Consider the following 17,204-nt stretch of genomic DNA (forward strand, 5'->3'; position numbering starts at 1 on the left):
GGCGGCGGAGATACCTCCGGCGGTGGCGACAACACTGGTGGCGAAGATACCTCCGGCGGTGGCGACAACACGGGTGGTGGAGATACATCCGGCGGCGGCGACAACACGGGCGGTGGAGATACCTCCGGTGGTGGTGACAACACGGGTGGTGGAGATACGTCTGGCGGCGGCGACAGCACGGGTGGCGGAGATACCTCCGGCGGTGGTGATAACACTGGTGGTGGAGATACCTCCGGCGGCAGCGATAACACGGGTGGCGGAGATACGTCCGGTGGCGGCGACAACACGGGCGGTGGAGATACGTCCGGTGGCGGCGACAACTCGGGCGGTGGAGAGACCTCCGGTGGTGGTGACAACACGGGTGGCGGAGAGACGTCCGGTGGCGGCGACAATACGGGCGGTGGGGATACGTCCGGCGGTGGCGACAACACGGGTGGCGGGGATACATCCGGTGGTGGTGATAGCACGGGCGGCGGTGACAATACTGGCGGCAACGGTTCGTCCTCGAACGGCGGAAGCTCTGCCGGGACCGGATCCAGCACCACTGGCGCGACCAGTGCACCGTCCAGCAGCGGATCGCGCGGGACTGAGCAGGGGGTTAGCGATCCCTTTGGCTCCAAGGCGCCTGAACAGGGTGCGAAGCCCGGAAACGATGATGATCCGCGTGACACGCGCACATCCGAGGACGACACGACCTACGACGGCGACAAAGAGGATGAAGAGGACGAGGAAGAAGAAGAGGAGAGCGACGGCGAGGGTGATGAAACAGAGGATGCGCGGAGAGAATGATCGTCTGGCGGTTAGGTTGCGGCAAATCTGCCACAAGCCCGCGCGGTGCGGCGCGGTTGTCACAAAACGTCGCGAATCCAGAGGCTTGGTCTGTTAATGTCGCCGGAAAGCAGAAAAATACGATTGCAGGCCTTTGATCTTATGTTGACCGCGTCCCGTCCGTTCGCCCTGTTCCTTGCCGTCCCCCTTTTTCTGGCCGCCGCTGCCCATGCGCAAAGCGTTGACCTGAACGCCGCAGATGCGGTGGATACACAGGTCGAGACCCAGACCGAAACACCCCAGACGGCGGACGAAGCGGGCCAAGCGGCTGCCGCCGCCGAAACGGCGGGCGAAGCGGCGGACACCACGCCCACCCAAACGGCACCCAGCAAACAACGCACCGCTGCCAAGCCGCAACCGCGTCGCGCACCGCAGGGTGTGCTGATCCGCGATGTCGTTTATTCCGGCCCCTCCAGCTATCTGAGCGAGTCAGAGCTGGCCAAGATCGAAGCCGGGCTGGTGGGCCGTCGCTATTCCAACGCGGGTCTTGCGCTGATCCCGCAGGCGATTAACCAAGCTTACGCCGAAAAGGGTATCGTTACCGCCCAAGCCATCCTGCGCAGCGTCGCCGGGGGCCGGGCCGAAGTTGAACTGCTGGAAGCACGCATCGGGGCGGTTCGCGCCTCTGGCGGGCTGGTGTCCGACGATTACGCGCGGTTCCGGCTGCAACTGCCCGCAGGCACGCTGGCCGATAACCGCGTCATCTCGACCCGTGTCGAACAGCTGGCCCTGACGGAAAACCTGCCGCTGGATATCGGCTATGCCCCCGGTCAGGCCTATGGCACCACCGATCTGACCGTCGCCTTCCCGCCGCAGAAACGGCATTTCACCAGCGTGACGGTCGACAACTATGGCTCTGCCAGCTCGGGCGAGGCGCAGATGACCATCGCCCACACCGTGCGGTCGCTGACCGGTTGGAACGACCCGCTTAGCCTGTCGGTTCTGCTGCGCAAGGGCGCGACGGGTGGCACGATCAGCTATGCCCGGACGATCACGCCCTCGGGTGGGTTCATCAGCCTTGTCGGTGCCTACACGAAGTCCAAAAGCATCACCGGCCCCAATATCCGTGGCGAACAGAAAAGTCTGGATATGGCCTTTACCCAGCCGCTGGTGGTGGAGCGGGCGTATCGCACATCGCTTGGTTTTGGCCTGACCGCCTTTGCCGAAACCTCGTCCCTGCTGGGTGTGCAGACCCTGAACCACCGCGGGACAGAGCTGTCGCTGAACGCCTCTTATTACCGTGCGGGCGAGGGGTGGAGCGTCACCTACGCCCCGCGCGCAATCTTTGGCACCTATGACGACGCGGTCACGCCGCGGGCCAACATCAGCTATGCGGCGGCGCAGGTGAACCTGTTTGCCTCGGTCGCGCTTGGCGCGGATGCGGTTGGATCGGTCACCGCGTCTGGTCAAAAGCGCGGCTGGGGCGTGTTGCCGTCGCAGCGGAAATTTACGGTCACCAGCCCGGCGGGTGTGCGAGGTTACCCGACCAACCTGTCGTCCGGCGACAGCGGCTATTACGCCCGCACACAGGTGGAAAAGCTGACACCCTATGCCATTTCGGGTGACTTCGGTCTGCGCCCGTTCGCGTTCTACGACATGGGCGAAGCCTACGACAGCACCGACACCGGGCTTGGCTTCGCCTCTAGTGTCGGGATCGGCGCCAGCTTTGGCGTGGGCAACACCGCCTTTGGCGATGTCTATGTTGCCAAACCCCTGACCACTGGTATCACAGGCTGGGCTGCACCCAGTCGAGCGCCTGTTTTCGGCGCCTCTGTGTCCATCACCTTCTGATTGATTTGAAAGGAGTTTTTATGTCCTCTTTTGTTTCCCGGTTCGCCCCGGCGCTGGCGCTGATGCTGGCCGTTTCCGTCCCTGCTGCCATGGCGCAGGACACTGACGCGGCCGCCACGACCGACGACAGCGCTGCCGCAACCGCCCCGGTGCGTATGGCGAATGGTCAGCGTTTCGGCGCATGGACCGTGACCTGTGAAGCACTGGCCGTGAACGAAACCGCCTGTGTGCTAAGCCAGACGCTGGTGCAGACCGAAGGCAATAATTTCCTGGCTGAAATTCTGGCGTTCTGGTCGGGCGACGGCTCCTCTAGCTACATGGCGGCGCGGGTGCCGAACGGGGTCTATTTCCCGTCGGGCTTTGCGTTCAAGCCGGAAGACAGTGAAGAGCGTCAGACTTTTGTCTGGCAAAGCTGTTCGCGCGAATTGTGCGAAGCGCTGATCGAGATTGATGCCGAAACGCTGAAAGAGCTTGAGGCCGGCGCACCGGTCTTTGCGGGCTATCGTCCCCGTCTGGGCGCGGACCCGATGGTGTTCCAGCTGAACTTGGATGGGATCGGCGAAGGCATGGACGCGCTGCAGGCTGCGCTGTCGAACTGAGCCTAATCTTCAAGGATTTAAGAGGGCCGCGCCGGGTGATCGGCGCGGCCCTTTTCGTTCAGTCCAGATCGGGCACGTCCAGATCGCCGATGCCGCCGTCGACATGCAGCGTGGCCCCGGTGACCGCCTGAAGATCGTCAAAGGACATCGCCGCCAGCTTTTCGCGTAGGACAAAGCCACGCTCGGTCACATCGACCACCGCCAAAGAGGTGTAGACCCGAGTTACACAGCCAAGGCCTGTGAGCGGGAAGGTGCATTCTTCGACCAGCTTGGGTTTGCCGTCCTTGGTCACGTGGTCCGTCACGACCGCGACGTTCTTGGCCCCGTGCACCAGATCCATCGCGCCGCCCACGGCCGGAACACCCTTTGTGCCGACGCGCCAGTTGGCAAGATCGCCGTTCTGCGCGACCTGATAGGCGCCCAGAACCGCCAGATCCAGATGGCCGCCGCGCACCATGGCAAAGCTGTCGGCATGGTGAAAGAAGGACGCGCCGGGGTTCAGCGTGATCGCCTTTTTACCCGCATTGATCAGGTCCCAGTCTTCCTCGCCCTTCTTCGGGGCGGGGCCAAAGCCCAGCACGCCGTTTTCGGTGTGATAGATCACCTCGCGGCCCTCGGGCTGGAAGGTGGCGATCATCTCGGGGAAGCCGATGCCAAGGTTCACATAGGTCCCGTCTTCGATGTCCTGCGCGGCGCGCCATGCGATCTGGGCGTTGGTCAGTTTGGGATGTGTCATGCGACGGCTCCTGCCTGCACAAGCAGTTCTTCTTGTTGCGGATCCGCGACCTTGACGATCGCATCGATAAAGAGACCGGGGGTCACGACGATCTGCGGGTCGATATCACCTGGCGTCACGATGTCCGACACCTGCAAAACCGTGCGATCGGCGGCCATGGCCATCAGCGGATTAAAGTTGCGCGCGGCCATTCGGTAGGTCGTATTGCCCATCGTATCGGCGATATCGCCCTTGATCAGAGCCACATCAGCCTTGAGCCAGCGTTCGCGCACATACATGCGACCGTCGAAGTCTTCGGTCGGTTTGCCTTCGGCCAGTTCGGTCCCGAAGGATGTCGGCGTGTAGAAGGCCGGGATGCCAGCGCCCGCGGCGCGGATGCGTTCGGCCAGCGTGCCTTGGGGGACCAGCTCCAGCTCGATCTCTCCGGCTGCGTATTTTTCGTTGAACGCCTCGGCATTGGACGAGCGGGGGAAAGAGCAGATCATTTTCCGCACCATGCCCGCGCGGATCATCGCGGCGATGCCGACGTGGCCATTGCCCGCATTGTTGTTGACGACGGTCAGGTTCTTGGGGCTGCCGGTTTCGCGAAAGCGGTCGATCATCGCGTGGATCAGTTCGATCGGAGATCCCGATCCGCCGAACCCGCCGATCATCACGACGGCGTCGTCCTTGATATCGGCAACCGCCTCGGCCACCGAGGAGAGGGTTTTGTCCATAGTCCCGTCCATCCTTACTGTTGCTGGGCTGCGGTATACCATCGTAGACCGCTTCGCGGCAGACCATAGCCCTTTGCGCGTCCGTGGCCAGCGCGAAAACAAGATGTTTCACTGTGACAGGTGGCAAGAAAATCCGCCGCGGGTCCCTTAGGTCACCGCATGGACATTCATGCAGATCACGCGTCCGTTCAGCTAGTCCAAATCGTGAAATTCCTGACGGAAGGCCTGAAGCAGTTGGGTGTCCGCCGTCCGGCTCCACGCCATGGCGATGGTCAGCTCTGCGTCCAAGCCCTCGACTTCGTGGATTTCCAGCGTTGCGGGTAGGTTTTCTTTGATCGACATCGGATAAAGGGTCACCCCCCGACCGGCGGCGACCCGTTGAAAGATCACGTGCACATCCCACGCCTCATCAACAACCTTCGGAACAAGGCTGGCGGCGTCACAGGCAGCATCAAGGATCATCCGGAAAGACCGCCAATTTTCACGAAGACCCATGACAAAATTCATGTCCCGCAGGTCCTGCAGGGTAGGTTGGCCGTGACCGTTTGGGCAGATCACGCCGATCCGCGTGGTCCAAAGTGGGCTTTGCGCGATCTCATCGTCTGCAACGCTTGGGTGCGACAGCAAAAATCCCACGTCGATTTCGCCTGTTCTTAACGACTGCATCATCACGTCGGTCGACAGGACATGCATTTCGATCTGAACGTCTGCCAGCCGGTTGTTGAACGCTTCAAGCCCCGGAGAGAATTGCTGAGGCGCCGCCAGTGCAGAATAACCGACGATGATGTGACCTTTGGTGCCTTCGCCATCGTGGCGCGCGGACCGGATCGTGCGCAGAAACTGGGCCACCACTTTGCGGGCGTCATCCAGAAATCGGCTGCCATTTTCGGTCGCCGAGATGCCATTAGGGTGGCGATCAAAAATCCTGTAGCCAAGGTCGGCTTCGGTATCCTTTACGCTTTTGGACACCGCGGGCTGCGACACGTTCAGCGCCTTTGCCGCCCCCCGGAACCCACCGTGGTCGGCGACCGCCAAGACATAGCGCATGTGGCGAATATCAATCCTAGTCAGCATCACGACAGACTTTTCACGATAACCTAAGTCGATAGCTTTTGGTTATCAGGGTATGAAAAGTTACGATTTGTCAACCTACCGACAGGTCAGCAAAAGTTTTCCAAGGGCCGGGCACTGGTTCGGGATTGTCGCACAACGTTTTGATCTGACTGGCTTTGGTCGGATGGCTGACCAGTGACAAACCTGGGCGAATACGGCCATTGGGAGGATCAAAAATGATTATCAAAGCTTGGGGCATGCGCGCATGCCTTCTGGCCGGGTGCGTGAGTTTGTCATCCGGCGCGGCCTTGGCCGAGGATCTGCTGGCACCGGGCCTTCTTGACCCGACAACGGATGAAATGACCGCCGAAGGCGCGTTCGCTAAGGAAGGTCCCTACACGATCGGCATGTCCTTCCCCGGATTGGGGAACACTTGGATCGTGCAGATGGTGCAGGAAACCAAATACGAGGCCGCCAAGACCGACGCGATCGAGGAGTTCATCTTTACCGAAGCCGGTTGGGCCTCGGCCAAGCAGGTCGCTGACATGGAAGATTTGATCGCACGTCAGGTCGATGCGATCATTGTCGCGCCGATGGCACCTGCGACCGTCAAGAACCAGGTCGACGCGGCTATCGATGCGGGCATTCTGGTGACGACCTATGGATCATCCGAAGGTGTCCTGAATTCCGCGGTCGAGCTGAACCTAGGCGGCAAGGCCTTTGGCCGGGCTGGCGGTGAATGGCTGAAGGAGAAGCTGGGCGGCACCGGCACGATCTGGGCGTTCCGCGGGATCGCTGGCGTGAACGAAGAAACGCTGCGCTACGAAGGCTTGATGGAAGCTTTGGAAGGCACCGACATTAAGATCGGGTCCGAAGTTTTTGGGGACTGGAACTATACCAAGGGCAAGCAGCTTTGCGAAAACCTTGTGCTGTCCGGCCAGCCGGTGGACGCCATCTGGTTTTCGGGCGCCGACATGACCCGCGCCTGCGTTGACGTGTTCAAGGACGTCGGCAAACCGCTGGTTCCGATGACGGGCGAAGGGAACAACGGCTTCCTGCGCATCTGGACCGAGAATGAGCTCGACTCTGTCGCGCCGGTCTACACCCCCGGCATCGGGCCGGCGCTGGTGCGGGCGACGGTTGCCCTGCTGGAAGGCAAGCAGCTTTACAAAAGCTACTATTCCGATCCGGCCCCGATCACCAATGAGACTGTTCAGGATTACTACCGTCCGGAGTTGAACGATGCGTTCTGGGTCACCTCGACCTATCCGGAAGACGAAATCATGAAAAATTTCGCCAAGTAAGAGCGATTGATGTCGAAGGACACTGAACAGTCTGTCGCCGGCCCGGAGGCCGTAAAGTCTCCGGGCCGGCCTTTTGTCGAATTCGCCGATATCACCAAGCGGTTCGGGTCGAACACAGCCTTGTCAGAGGTATCGGTCACTGGCGCATACGGATCGGTCCATGCGGTGACAGGCGAAAACGGGGCAGGAAAATCGACCCTGATGAACCTGTTGGCGGGGGTGCACCGGCCGGATGGCGGCACGCTGCACCTGCAGGGCGAGGCTGTGACGCTTGGGTCGCCACAAGATGCGCGCAGGCACGGGATCTCAACTATTTTTCAGGAGCTTACGCTTCTGCCCAACCTGACCGTCGCCGAAAATATGTTTCTGGGGCGCGAACCGCGCCGCTTTGGGCTGGTTGATCGGCGCGCGATGCGGCGTGCCGCGCAGACAGCGCTGGATCGTCTGGATAGTCAGATTTCGCCAGACACCTATTGCGAAGCCCTGTCCGTCGGCGAACAGCAGATGGTCGAAATCGCCAAGGGGATCGCAGCCGATGCCGAGGTCTTTATCCTCGACGAACCAACCGCCGCGTTGAACGGGCCAGAGGTTGAAAAGCTGGCCCGCCTGATCGGGCAGTTGAAAGATCAGGGAAAGCTGATTTTCTACATCAGCCACCGGCTGGACGAGATTTTTCAGTTCTGCGACGTCGTATCAGTGCTTAAGGACGGGCGGCACGTCGCAACGCACCCCACTTCTGAACTGGATCACCAGCGCCTTGTGTCGCTGATGGTCGGGCGCGAGGTTGGCACGCTTTACCCGGGCCGGCCCCAGCCATCGGCCAATGCCACCCCCCGTATGAAGGTTGACGCCCTGACGCCAGCAGCCTTCGGGCGCGAGGTTTCGTTCCAGCTTTTCGCCGGTGAAATTCTGGGCCTTGCGGGGCTGGAAGGTCAGGGGCAGCGGTCGATCATCCGCGCCCTTGCCGGGATCGAGCCGCCGTCGCGCGGGTCGGTCCATAAGGTGGATCCCCAGTCTGACGCGCTGACGGTTTTGCCGCCCTCTATCGTTGCGACGGCGCGGGCGGGCGTTGGGTTCATCCCCGAAGACCGCAAGACCGAAGGGCTCTACCTGCCGTTGTCGATCCGGCAGAACGTCGGCCTGGGCATGTTGCGCGATCAGGGGATCTGGCACCGGGCGCGTGTCAGCGGATCACAGATCGAACAGCTACTGGCCAAGATGCGGGTTGTCTCGGTCGGGTCGGGGCAGGCTGTTGGCGCGCTTTCGGGGGGTAACCAGCAGAAGGTGATGATCGGGCGCTGGCTGGCATCGGGCGTGGACGTCCTGCTGATCGAAGAGCCGACGCGCGGTGTCGACGTGGGCGCCAAGGCCGAAATCTACAAGCTGCTCCGCGAATTCGCTGATGCCGGTGGGGCCGTGCTGATCACGTCCAGCGAACTGACCGAAGTGCTGGGCCTGTGCGATCGCATCCTGACGGTGCGCGGCGGGGCGCTGGTAGCGGAATTCATGGGCGCGGAGGCCACCGAAGAACTGGTGATGCACGCCGCGCTGACAGGCACCATAGAACAGGAGGCAGTGGCATGACCCTGCAGCAGATGATCCGGTTCCCCGGACGATCGGGCCTTGGGCTGGTTGCCTTGGGTATCCCGGTTGTGATGTTCGTGTGCCTCAGCTTTACCGCGCCGAATTTTGCGACCGTGCAGAACTACACCAATGTGAACGCCCAGATCGCCGCGCTGCTTCTGGTGGCGCTTGGTCAGATGATCGTGGCGATTTCTGGCGGGATCGATCTGTCGGTCGGGTCAGTGCTAAGCGTCACCAGCGCGATCATCGTGTCGGTCGATCCGGCGCTGGCCGTGCCCGCCGCGTTGATGGCCGGGCTGTGCATCGGTCTGGTAAACGGGATCGGCGTGACGATTTTCGCGGTGCATCCGTTGATCATGACGCTGGCAACGATGACCTTCGTGCAAGGTCTGGCCCTGCTGATCCTGCCGGTGCCCGGCGGCGATGTGCCCGACTATTTAGAAGCAATGGTGCGGTTCAGTTTCCTTGGCCTGCCGGCGGCATTTTATTGGTGTGTATTGGCGGCGGCTTCGGCATGGCTTTTGATCAGCCGCACCCGCTTTGGTCTGCGGATCTTTGCGGTGGGTGCGAATGACAATAACGCCGCACGAAACGGGGTGAACGTCACCTTGCACCGCATCGCTTGCTATGTGCTGTGTTCCTTTGGCGGGGTGTTCGCGGGCCTGTTCCTGTCGGCGCGTGTCGCATCGGCCGAACCGACGATGGGCGTCCAGTTCGCGCTGGAGTCGGTCACGGCCATTGCCATGGGTGGCGTCATTCTGGCGGGCGGGATCGGCAGCGTGCCGGGAGTGATCGCGGGCACGATCGCGCTTGGCCTGATGACCAACGGCATGAACCTGATCGGCGTGTCCCCCTTCATCCGCGCGGCGGCGACGGGGGTGCTGTTGTTGACAGCCGTTAGCCTGCAACCCCGCAAGACGATCGGCGCATGACAATGACGACCCGACCCGATGTGCCGCGCCTGCGTGCGATGGATGTGCTCCGCTATGTGATGAACCTGCCGTTCGCCTATCTAGGGACGGCGCTGCTGTTGCTGTTTGCCTATTTCACCCGGCCGATGCTGTTGTCGCCGCTGCTTTTGCTGCTGATCGTCAGACAGGCCGCACCTCTTGGCATTGCGGTGATCGGTCAATCGATCTGTATGCGGGTGCTGTCGCTGGATTTGTCCATCGGCGGCGTGATCGTCGCCGTCAGCTATATCCTGACCAGCGGCGCGCTGGATTTCCCGCCGCCCGTGCTGATCGCGATCTGTATCCTGTTCGGGATTGCCGTGGGTCTGACCAATGCGTTTTTCATCACCCGCCTGCGGGCCTCGTCGGTCATCGTGACGCTGGCCATGGCGATGATCCTGTCCGGCGTGGTCATATCGCTTGGCCAGTTCTACGCCCCCGGTGATGCGCCCGAGGTTCTGAAGTTCATCGGTCAGAAACGGATCGGCATCGTTCCGATCGCGCTGCTGGTCTGGCTGGCGCTGCTGGTTCCCTTCGCGCTTTTCCTGCGGTTTTCAGTCTTTGGCCGCTATGTGGATGCGATTGGATCGAACCCCAACGCCGCATGGGTATCGGGCATTCCCTACATCCGTGTCCTGACCATCGTCCATGTGATGTCGAGCCTGTTCGCCGTGGCCAGCGGGATGCTGTTGGTCGGCTTTGTCGGGGTCGGCAGCATGGATATCGGCAGCGATCTGGCGCTGAATTCGCTGGCTGCCGTGATCCTTGGCGGGGTGACCTTCGGATCGGGCCGGGGCGGCGTTCTGGGCCCGGCCGTTGCCGCCTTTATGCTGACCTTCAGTTTCAACCTGCTGACATCGCTAGGCCTTGGGGAACCAGGTAAGCTGATGCTGCAGGGCGCAATCATCGCCGTCGCGGCCATGGCCTATGCCGTGCGGATGAACAAAACCTGATCGATAAGACGGAGAATAGAATGACGGAATACATGCCCGGCGCAGAGCCGTTCGAATTCAAGGGCGATGGCTGTTCGGTCTTGGTTCTGCATGGCTTCACAGGCTCGACCCAAAGCATGCGGTATCTGGGTCAGACGCTGAACGAAAAATTCGGCTTTCACGTCTTGGGCCCCTGTCTTGCGGGCCACGGCACATCGCCGGACGAGATGGAGAAGACGGGCTTTCAGGATTGGATGGCATCCGCCGACGCCGCATTTCAGCAATTGGCGGCGCGGGGCAAACCGGTCTTTGTGACGGGGCTATCTATGGGCGGAATGCTGACCCTTGGGCTGGCCGAAGTATATGCAGACCAGATTGCTGGCGTCATTCCGATCAACGCCATCGCTGGCGAAAACGACGGCGGGTTGGCCGAACTTATTCTTGCCCCCGAAGCCCCGCCGCGCATTCCCGGCATCGGGTCCGATATCAAGGCCGAAGGCGTCGAAGAACTCGCCTATGCAGAGGTGCCGGTCAAATGCCTGCGCGATGTCTATCTGGCACAGGCGGCCATCGGGGATCGGCTGGATAAAATCAGCTGCCCCGTCATGATCATCCAATCGCGGGAAGATCACGTCGTCCGCCCGATGAACGCGCACCGCATCATGACGCGGGTCGGATCTTCGGATGTTCGCCTGCGGTGGCTGGATAATTCTTACCACGTTGCGACCTTGGACAACGACAAAGACCTGATCGCCCAGACTACCGGACGTTTTATTCAAGAGGTCTTGGCCGGCGACGGCTGAACATCAGGCCCAATCTGAAAACCGCAAGACGGGCAGGGGACGTTTTGAACCGCTCCTCTGCGCGTCATTTGGTGTGCCTGCTGCTAAGAAAGCAATCACGGGTTTGTGAAGAGCCTGCGCCTCGGGGCAAGAATTGACTTGTTGGTCAAACCTGTATCTCTTCTGCACCATTGCCTGATTAAAATGGCAAATTACCAACAGGAGACGACCATGACCAAGCTACCACGCGCCCTGAGCCTTTCGGCTTCAGTCCTCGCGCTGGCCCTGGCCGCCGGAACTGCTTCGGCCGAGACGCTGCGGTGGGCCCGTGTGGCCGATGCGCTGACGCTCGACCCGCACAGCCAGAACGAAGGGCCGACGCTGGCCCTGCTACGCCACATCTACAGCACCCTCGTGTCGCGCAGTGTCGACGGCACGCTGGAACCGAACCTTGCCACCAGCTGGGAAATCCACCCCGACGATCCGTCGATCTGGGTTCTGACCCTGCGCGAAGGCGTGACCTTCCAGGATGGCTCTGCCTTTACTGCCGAAGACGTCGTGTTTTCCTACGAACGCGTGCTGCACGAAAGCTCGGGCTTCCGCGCGATTCATGCGGATGTCGAAGGCGCCGAGGCGATCGACGACTATACCGTGCATGTGAAGATGTCCGGCCCGTCGCCGCTTTATCCAAACAACCTGACCAACTTCTTTATCGTCGATAAAGACTGGGCCGAAGCCAACAATGTGGTCGCACCGCAGAACTTTGCCGCAGGCGAAGAAAACTACGCGGTCCGCAACACCAATGGCACTGGCCCTTACCAGCTGGTGTCCCGCGACCCCGAAGTGCGCACCGTACTTGAAGCCTTCGACGGCTACTGGGGCGACGCACCTGCCGTGACCGAGGTGATCTATCAGCCGATCCCCGAAGCCGCGACCCGGATTGCGGCGCTGCTGTCGGGCGAAGTCGACTTTGTTCAGGACGTTCCCGTGCAGGATATCGCACGTCTGGAGCAGACCGACGGTGTCGAGGTCGTCACTGGCCCTGAAAACCGGAACATCTTCTTTTCCTACGACATGACGTCGGAAACGCTGCGGTCGTCCAACGTGGATGACAACCCGTTCTCGCATCCCGAAATCCGCGAAGCCATGGCGCTGACGCTGGACCGTGACGCGATCCAGCAGGTTGTCATGCGGGGCCAGTCGCAGCCCTCTGCCGCGCCGCTGCCGCCCTTCGTCAATGGCTGGACGGAAGAGATGCATGCCTATGATGCACCCGATGTCGCCCGCGCGACCGAACTGGTGCAGTCGGTCTATCCCGACGGCTTCTCGGTCCAGCTGGACTGCCCGAACGATCGGTACCTGAATGACGAAGCGATCTGTCAGGCGGTTGTCGGCATGATGGGCCGGATCGGCATCGATGTGTCGCTGAACGCACAGTCGCGGTCGCTGCACTTCCCGCTGATCGAGAACTGGGAAACCGACTTCTACATGCTGGGTTGGGGCGTTCCGACCTTCGATTCCGCCTATATCTTCAACTTCTTGGTGCACACCCGCGAAGATTCCTACGGGGCCTACAACGGTGGCAAGTACTCCAACGAAGAGGTCGATGCGAAGATCGAACAGATCGCGACGATGACGGACCTTGAGGCCCGCAACGAAGTGATCGGTGAAATCTGGGATCAGGTGATGGAAGACCGCGTCTTCCTGAACGTGCACAACCAGCTTCTGGCTTATGCCGTGAAGGAAGGGGTCAACATCGACGTGCACCCCGAGAACTCGCCCACCATGTGGACGGTGACGTTCGACTAAACTGATCGGTTACGATCTGCGCCCGGCCGACCATCATGGTCGACCGGGCGTTTGCGGTTGCGGCGCCAAGCCGTCCGCCTTTACGATCCGACCCGGCTATCCTAACGCCCCAAGCCCCGCCACGCGCGCAACATGACGGGACAGACCAATGATCGCTTTCATCATCCGCCGCCTGCTGCAGTCGATCATCGTTATGGTCGCCGTTGCTGCCGTGTCCTTTGCCCTGTTCCGCTTTGTCGGGGATCCGATCAGTTCGATGGTCGGTCAGGAGGCGTCGATCGACGACCGTCAGGCACTGCGCGATAGCCTTGGGTTGAACGATCCGATCCTCACGCAGTTCGGCCGCTTTATCGGCGGCGCCCTGCAAGGAGAGTTCGGGATCTCCTATCGCCTGCAGATGCCGGTCACTGAACTTATCATGCAACGCCTTCCGGCCACGCTGGAACTGGCGCTGGTGTCTGGCACACTGGCGTTCGTCACCGGCCTTGGCCTTGGCGTTTACACCGCGCTGCGACGGCGGGGTGTGCTGTCTAACATCATCATGACCGGGTCATTGATCGGCGTGTCGCTGCCCACCTTCCTGATCGGCGTCCTGTTGATCTGGGTGTTCGCGGTTGAACTCCGCTGGCTTCCCTCAAACGGACGAGGAGAGGTCGTATCCCTTGGCGGATGGTGGACCACCGGGTTCCTGACCACCTCCGGGCGGTTGGCCTTGATCCTGCCCGCGATCACGCTTGGGTTGTACCAGATGACGCTGATCATGCGGCTGGTGCGCGCCGAACTGCTAGAGGTGCTGCGTGCCGACTATATCAAGTTTGCCCGCGCCCGCGGTCTGTCCGCCCGCGCGGTGAACTTTGGCCACGCGCTGAAAAACACGCTGGTGCCTGTCATCACGATCACCGGGTTGCAACTTGGGTCGATCATCGCCTTCGCGATCATCACTGAAACCGTGTTCAACTGGCCCGGGGTCGGCGCGCTGTTCATCAGCTCAGTCCGGTTCGTCGATGTGCCTGTGATGTCGGCCTACTTGATGATGATCGCGCTGATCTTTGTCGTCATCAACCTGATCGTTGATCTTCTTTACTACGCGGTCGACCCCCGTTTGCGCATCGACCGCGCCGCGCAAAACCATTGAGGAGCCGCCGATGACTCCCGAAACTCAGATACCGGAACCCAAGGCGCCCAGCCGTTTGTACCGCGCGTGGGACAGTGATCTGGCCTATGCCTTCCGTACGGCGCCCGTTGCCATAGTGGCGACGCTGGTGGTGCTGGTCGTGGTCTTTTGTTCCATCTTCGCGCCGCTGATTGCGCCGATGAACCCCTACAACCCGGCCGCGCTGAATCTGATGAACGGCTTTACCCCACCGATGGAGCCGAACGCCTTTACCGGTGAGGTCTTTCTGCTTGGGGCCGACGGGCAGGGCCGCGATATGCTGTCGACGATCATGTACGGCACCCGCACCTCTCTGTTCGTGGGGGCGATGGCCGTGTTGTTTGCCATGGTCATGGGCATTTCCATCGGGCTGTTCGCCGGATGGCGCGGCGGCTGGGTGGACAGCACGCTGATGCGGATTGCGGACGTGCAGCTGGCGTTTCCGGCGATCCTGATCGCGCTGCTGGTCTTTGGCATCGCGCGGGGGTTCATTCCCGACGGATTGCGCGACCAACTGGCCATCTGGGTCCTGATCGTCGCTATCGGCCTGTCCGACTGGGTGCAGTTCGCCCGCGTGGTGCGCGGGGCGTCGATGGTCGAGAAGAACAAGGAATACGTGCAGGCCGCGCAAGTGATCGGGGCGCATCCGCTTAAGATCATGTTCCGCCACATCCTGCCCAACGTCATGGGGCCGGTGCTGGTTATCGCGACGATCAGCCTTGCGCTGGCTATCATCGCCGAAGCGACGCTGTCGTTCCTTGGCGTGGGCGTGCCGCCGACCCAGCCCAGCCTTGGGACGTTGATCCGGGTGGGGCAGGGGTTCCTCATCTCGGGCGAATGGTGGATCCTGCTGTTCCCCGCCGTGACGCTGCTGGCACTGGCGCTGTCGGTCAACCTTCTGGGTGACTGGCTGCGCGACGCCTTGAACCCGCGCCTGCGATAAGGGGACCGAAGATGAGTGATGCAAAGACCGATCCGCTTTTGTCTGTCCGCGATCTTGTGGTGGAATTCCCGACCCGCCGGGGCGTGCTGCGCGCGCTGGACCGGGTTAGTTTCGACATCATGCCCGGCGAAGTGCTGGGCATGGTTGGGGAATCCGGTGCGGGCAAGTCGATCACCGGGGCGTCGATCATCGGCCTGATCGAACCGCCGGGCCGCATTGCCAGTGGCGAGATACGGTTGAAAGGTGAACGGATCGACAACCTAAAGCCCGACGCCATGCGCCGCGTGCGCGGACGGCGCATCGGTATGGTGTTTCAGGATCCGCTGACCTCTCTCAACCCGCTTTATACTGTGGCGCAGCAGTTGATCGAAACGATCCGGACCCATATCGACGTGTCCGAAAGCGAAGCGCGCAAACGGGCCGTCGCCCTGCTGGACCGGGTCGGCATTCCCGCCGCCGCCCGACGTATCGACGATTATCCGCACCACTTCTCGGGCGGGATGCGGCAGCGCGTGGTCATCGCGCTGGCGCTTTGTGCCGAACCAGAGCTGGTGATCGCGGATGAACCGACCACCGCACTGGACGTATCGGTCCAGTCGCAGATCATCGAGGTGCTGAAAGACATCTGTGCCGAACGCGGTGCGGCGGTTATGCTGATCACCCATGATATGGGCGTCATCGCCGAAACCGCTGACCGCGTCGCTGTTCTTTATGCCGGGCGCATGGCCGAGGTGGGCCCTGTGCGCAAGGTCATTACCGAGGCGATGCACCCCTATACCGCCGGTCTGATGGGATCGATCCCGACCCTGACGCAGGAAACGGACCGGCTGGTTCAGATCCCTGGGACAATGCCCCGGCTGCACGCAATTCCGCAGGGCTGCGCCTTTAACCCGCGCTGCGATAAGGTCTTTGCCGCCTGTCGTGAGATTAGGCCAGACCTGATCGATCAGGGCGACGGACGCGAAGTTGCCTGTTTGCTTTACGATCCCGCCCGAACAGGAGAGACGCAAAATGTCTGATCCGCTTCTTAAGATCGATGGCCTGACCCGCCGGTTCGACGTGTCGAAACCTTGGTTGAACCGGGTGATCGAACGGGACGAGAAACAATACCTGACGGCCAATGCCGACGTCAGCTTTGAGATCGCCAAGGGCGAAACCTTCGCGCTGGTCGGGGAAAGCGGATCGGGGAAATCGACCATCGCCAAGATGGTGGTCGGACTGCTGAAACCCTCGGCCGGAACGATCACCTTTGACGGGCAGCGGGTCGATGCAGGCGCGGGTATCCCGCGTAGCCTACGGCGCAGATTCCAGATGATCTTTCAGGATCCCTTTGCCAGCCTCAATCCGCGGTGGAGGGTCGGAGAGATCATCGCCGAACCGATCCGCACTTTCGGATTAATGAACCCCACCGACGCCCGCGCCGAAGCGGCGCGGCTGCTAGAGGTCGTCGGCCTGTCGGCCTCGGATCTGACGAAATATCCGCATGAGTTTTCGGGCGGTCAGCGGCAGCGGATCGCCATCGCGCGGGCCTTGTCGTCGAAACCGGAATTCATTGTTTGCGACGAACCCACATCGGCGTTGGACGTGTCTGTGCAGGCGCAAATCCTGAACCTGATGCGCGACCTGCAGGACGAATTCGGCCTGACCTACCTTCTGATCAGCCACGATCTGTCCGTGGTTCGGCACATGGCCACCAGGATTGGGGTTCTGTATCTGGGTCGCTTGGTCGAGGTCGCGCAGGGCAAACGCCTGTTTTCAGAGCCGCAGCATCCATACACCCGGATGCTGCTGGATGCTGTGCCGGACCTTGCCCTTTCGGGCCGTCGTCGCCGCCCGGTCGAAGGGGAGATCCCGAATCCGATCTCTCCGCCCCCGGGATGCGCCTTTCACCCGCGCTGCCCCTTGGCTTTTGACCGCTGTCGGGTCGAAATTCCTCAACCTCGGATTACACCGACCGGTCAGGCCGCGTGCCATGCGCTGGACGACATGCCCCGGCCCGAGTTGGCAGCGGCCAAGGTATAATG

At 61.5% G+C, this 17,204-nt stretch carries 16 protein-coding genes; 13 read left to right on the top strand and 3 right to left on the bottom strand.

Features of this window, described 5'->3' with window-relative positions:
- The 3 genes from ACI3GR_RS14905 to ACI3GR_RS14915 form a co-directional block, all read left to right on the top strand.
- Positions 1 to 789 (top strand): hypothetical protein (locus tag ACI3GR_RS14905; RefSeq protein WP_407495599.1); only part of this gene is annotated, 789 nt, incomplete at its 5' end.
- Between the two features lie 141 nt (positions 790 to 930).
- The gene (locus tag ACI3GR_RS14910; RefSeq protein ID WP_407495601.1) at positions 931 to 2,619 is read left to right on the top strand and encodes a ShlB/FhaC/HecB family hemolysin secretion/activation protein; all 1,689 of its coding nucleotides are present in this window, start codon (positions 931 to 933) and stop codon (positions 2,617 to 2,619) included.
- Between the two features lie 20 nt (positions 2,620 to 2,639).
- Positions 2,640 to 3,218: an invasion associated locus B family protein gene (locus tag ACI3GR_RS14915; protein ID WP_407495603.1), complete on the top strand. Its 579-nt coding sequence runs from the start codon at positions 2,640 to 2,642 to the stop codon at positions 3,216 to 3,218.
- Between the two features lie 58 nt (positions 3,219 to 3,276).
- Here ACI3GR_RS14915 and ACI3GR_RS14920 read toward each other — a convergent pair whose 3' ends face one another.
- The 3 genes from ACI3GR_RS14920 to ACI3GR_RS14930 all read right to left on the bottom strand — a co-directional run bounded on the left by ACI3GR_RS14920 (position 3,277) and on the right by ACI3GR_RS14930 (position 5,744).
- Positions 3,277 to 3,954: a CoA transferase subunit B gene (locus ACI3GR_RS14920; RefSeq protein ID WP_407495605.1), complete on the bottom strand. Its 678-nt coding sequence runs from the start codon at positions 3,952 to 3,954 to the stop codon at positions 3,277 to 3,279.
- The gene (locus tag ACI3GR_RS14925) at positions 3,951 to 4,670 is read right to left on the bottom strand and encodes a 3-oxoacid CoA-transferase subunit A (protein ID WP_407495606.1); all 720 of its coding nucleotides are present in this window, start codon (positions 4,668 to 4,670) and stop codon (positions 3,951 to 3,953) included. Before ACI3GR_RS14925 ends, ACI3GR_RS14920 begins: the two co-directional genes overlap by 4 nt.
- Positions 4,671 to 4,862: 192 nt before the next feature.
- On the bottom strand, positions 4,863 to 5,744 hold the full coding sequence (locus ACI3GR_RS14930; RefSeq protein ID WP_407495608.1) for a LysR family transcriptional regulator: 882 nt from the start codon (positions 5,742 to 5,744) through the stop codon (positions 4,863 to 4,865).
- Positions 5,745 to 5,959: 215 nt separating this feature from the next.
- On the opposite strand from ACI3GR_RS14930, the gene ACI3GR_RS14935 reads away from it, so the two are divergent.
- From ACI3GR_RS14935 to ACI3GR_RS14980, 10 genes are all read left to right on the top strand, one after another.
- Positions 5,960 to 7,027: an ABC transporter substrate-binding protein gene (locus ACI3GR_RS14935; protein WP_407495610.1), complete on the top strand. Its 1,068-nt coding sequence runs from the start codon at positions 5,960 to 5,962 to the stop codon at positions 7,025 to 7,027.
- A gap of 9 nt (positions 7,028 to 7,036) precedes the next feature.
- Positions 7,037 to 8,611: a sugar ABC transporter ATP-binding protein gene (locus ACI3GR_RS14940; RefSeq protein ID WP_407495611.1), complete on the top strand. Its 1,575-nt coding sequence runs from the start codon at positions 7,037 to 7,039 to the stop codon at positions 8,609 to 8,611.
- Positions 8,608 to 9,543 carry an ABC transporter permease gene (locus ACI3GR_RS14945; protein WP_407495613.1) on the top strand — a complete coding sequence of 312 codons (936 nt, stop codon included), beginning with the start codon at positions 8,608 to 8,610 and terminating at the stop codon, positions 9,541 to 9,543. The genes ACI3GR_RS14940 and ACI3GR_RS14945 overlap by 4 nt, the downstream gene beginning before the upstream one ends.
- Positions 9,544 to 9,545: 2 nt before the next feature.
- Positions 9,546 to 10,514, top strand: coding sequence for an ABC transporter permease (locus tag ACI3GR_RS14950; protein WP_407495615.1), 969 nt, complete (start codon positions 9,546 to 9,548; stop codon positions 10,512 to 10,514).
- A 20-nt stretch (positions 10,515 to 10,534) separates the two neighbouring features.
- A complete protein-coding gene (locus ACI3GR_RS14955; RefSeq protein ID WP_407495617.1) occupies positions 10,535 to 11,296 on the top strand; it encodes an alpha/beta hydrolase in 762 nt (253 codons plus the stop codon).
- A gap of 210 nt (positions 11,297 to 11,506) precedes the next feature.
- The gene (locus ACI3GR_RS14960) at positions 11,507 to 13,084 is read left to right on the top strand and encodes an ABC transporter substrate-binding protein (RefSeq protein ID WP_407495620.1); all 1,578 of its coding nucleotides are present in this window, start codon (positions 11,507 to 11,509) and stop codon (positions 13,082 to 13,084) included.
- Positions 13,085 to 13,232: 148 nt separating this feature from the next.
- On the top strand, positions 13,233 to 14,219 hold the full coding sequence (locus ACI3GR_RS14965; RefSeq protein WP_407495622.1) for an ABC transporter permease: 987 nt from the start codon (positions 13,233 to 13,235) through the stop codon (positions 14,217 to 14,219).
- Between the two features lie 10 nt (positions 14,220 to 14,229).
- The gene (locus ACI3GR_RS14970) at positions 14,230 to 15,180 is read left to right on the top strand and encodes an ABC transporter permease (protein ID WP_407495623.1); all 951 of its coding nucleotides are present in this window, start codon (positions 14,230 to 14,232) and stop codon (positions 15,178 to 15,180) included.
- A gap of 11 nt (positions 15,181 to 15,191) precedes the next feature.
- Complete coding sequence (locus ACI3GR_RS14975; RefSeq protein WP_407495624.1) at positions 15,192 to 16,199, top strand: ABC transporter ATP-binding protein; 1,008 nt, start codon at positions 15,192 to 15,194, stop codon at positions 16,197 to 16,199.
- Positions 16,192 to 17,202, top strand: coding sequence for an ABC transporter ATP-binding protein (locus ACI3GR_RS14980; protein WP_407495626.1), 1,011 nt, complete (start codon positions 16,192 to 16,194; stop codon positions 17,200 to 17,202). Before ACI3GR_RS14975 ends, ACI3GR_RS14980 begins: the two co-directional genes overlap by 8 nt.
- Positions 17,203 to 17,204 lie beyond the last annotated feature (2 nt).

The sequence above is a fragment of the Pseudooceanicola aestuariicola genome (assembly GCF_045763785.1).
Lineage (GTDB): Bacteria > Pseudomonadota > Alphaproteobacteria > Rhodobacterales > Rhodobacteraceae > Pseudooceanicola.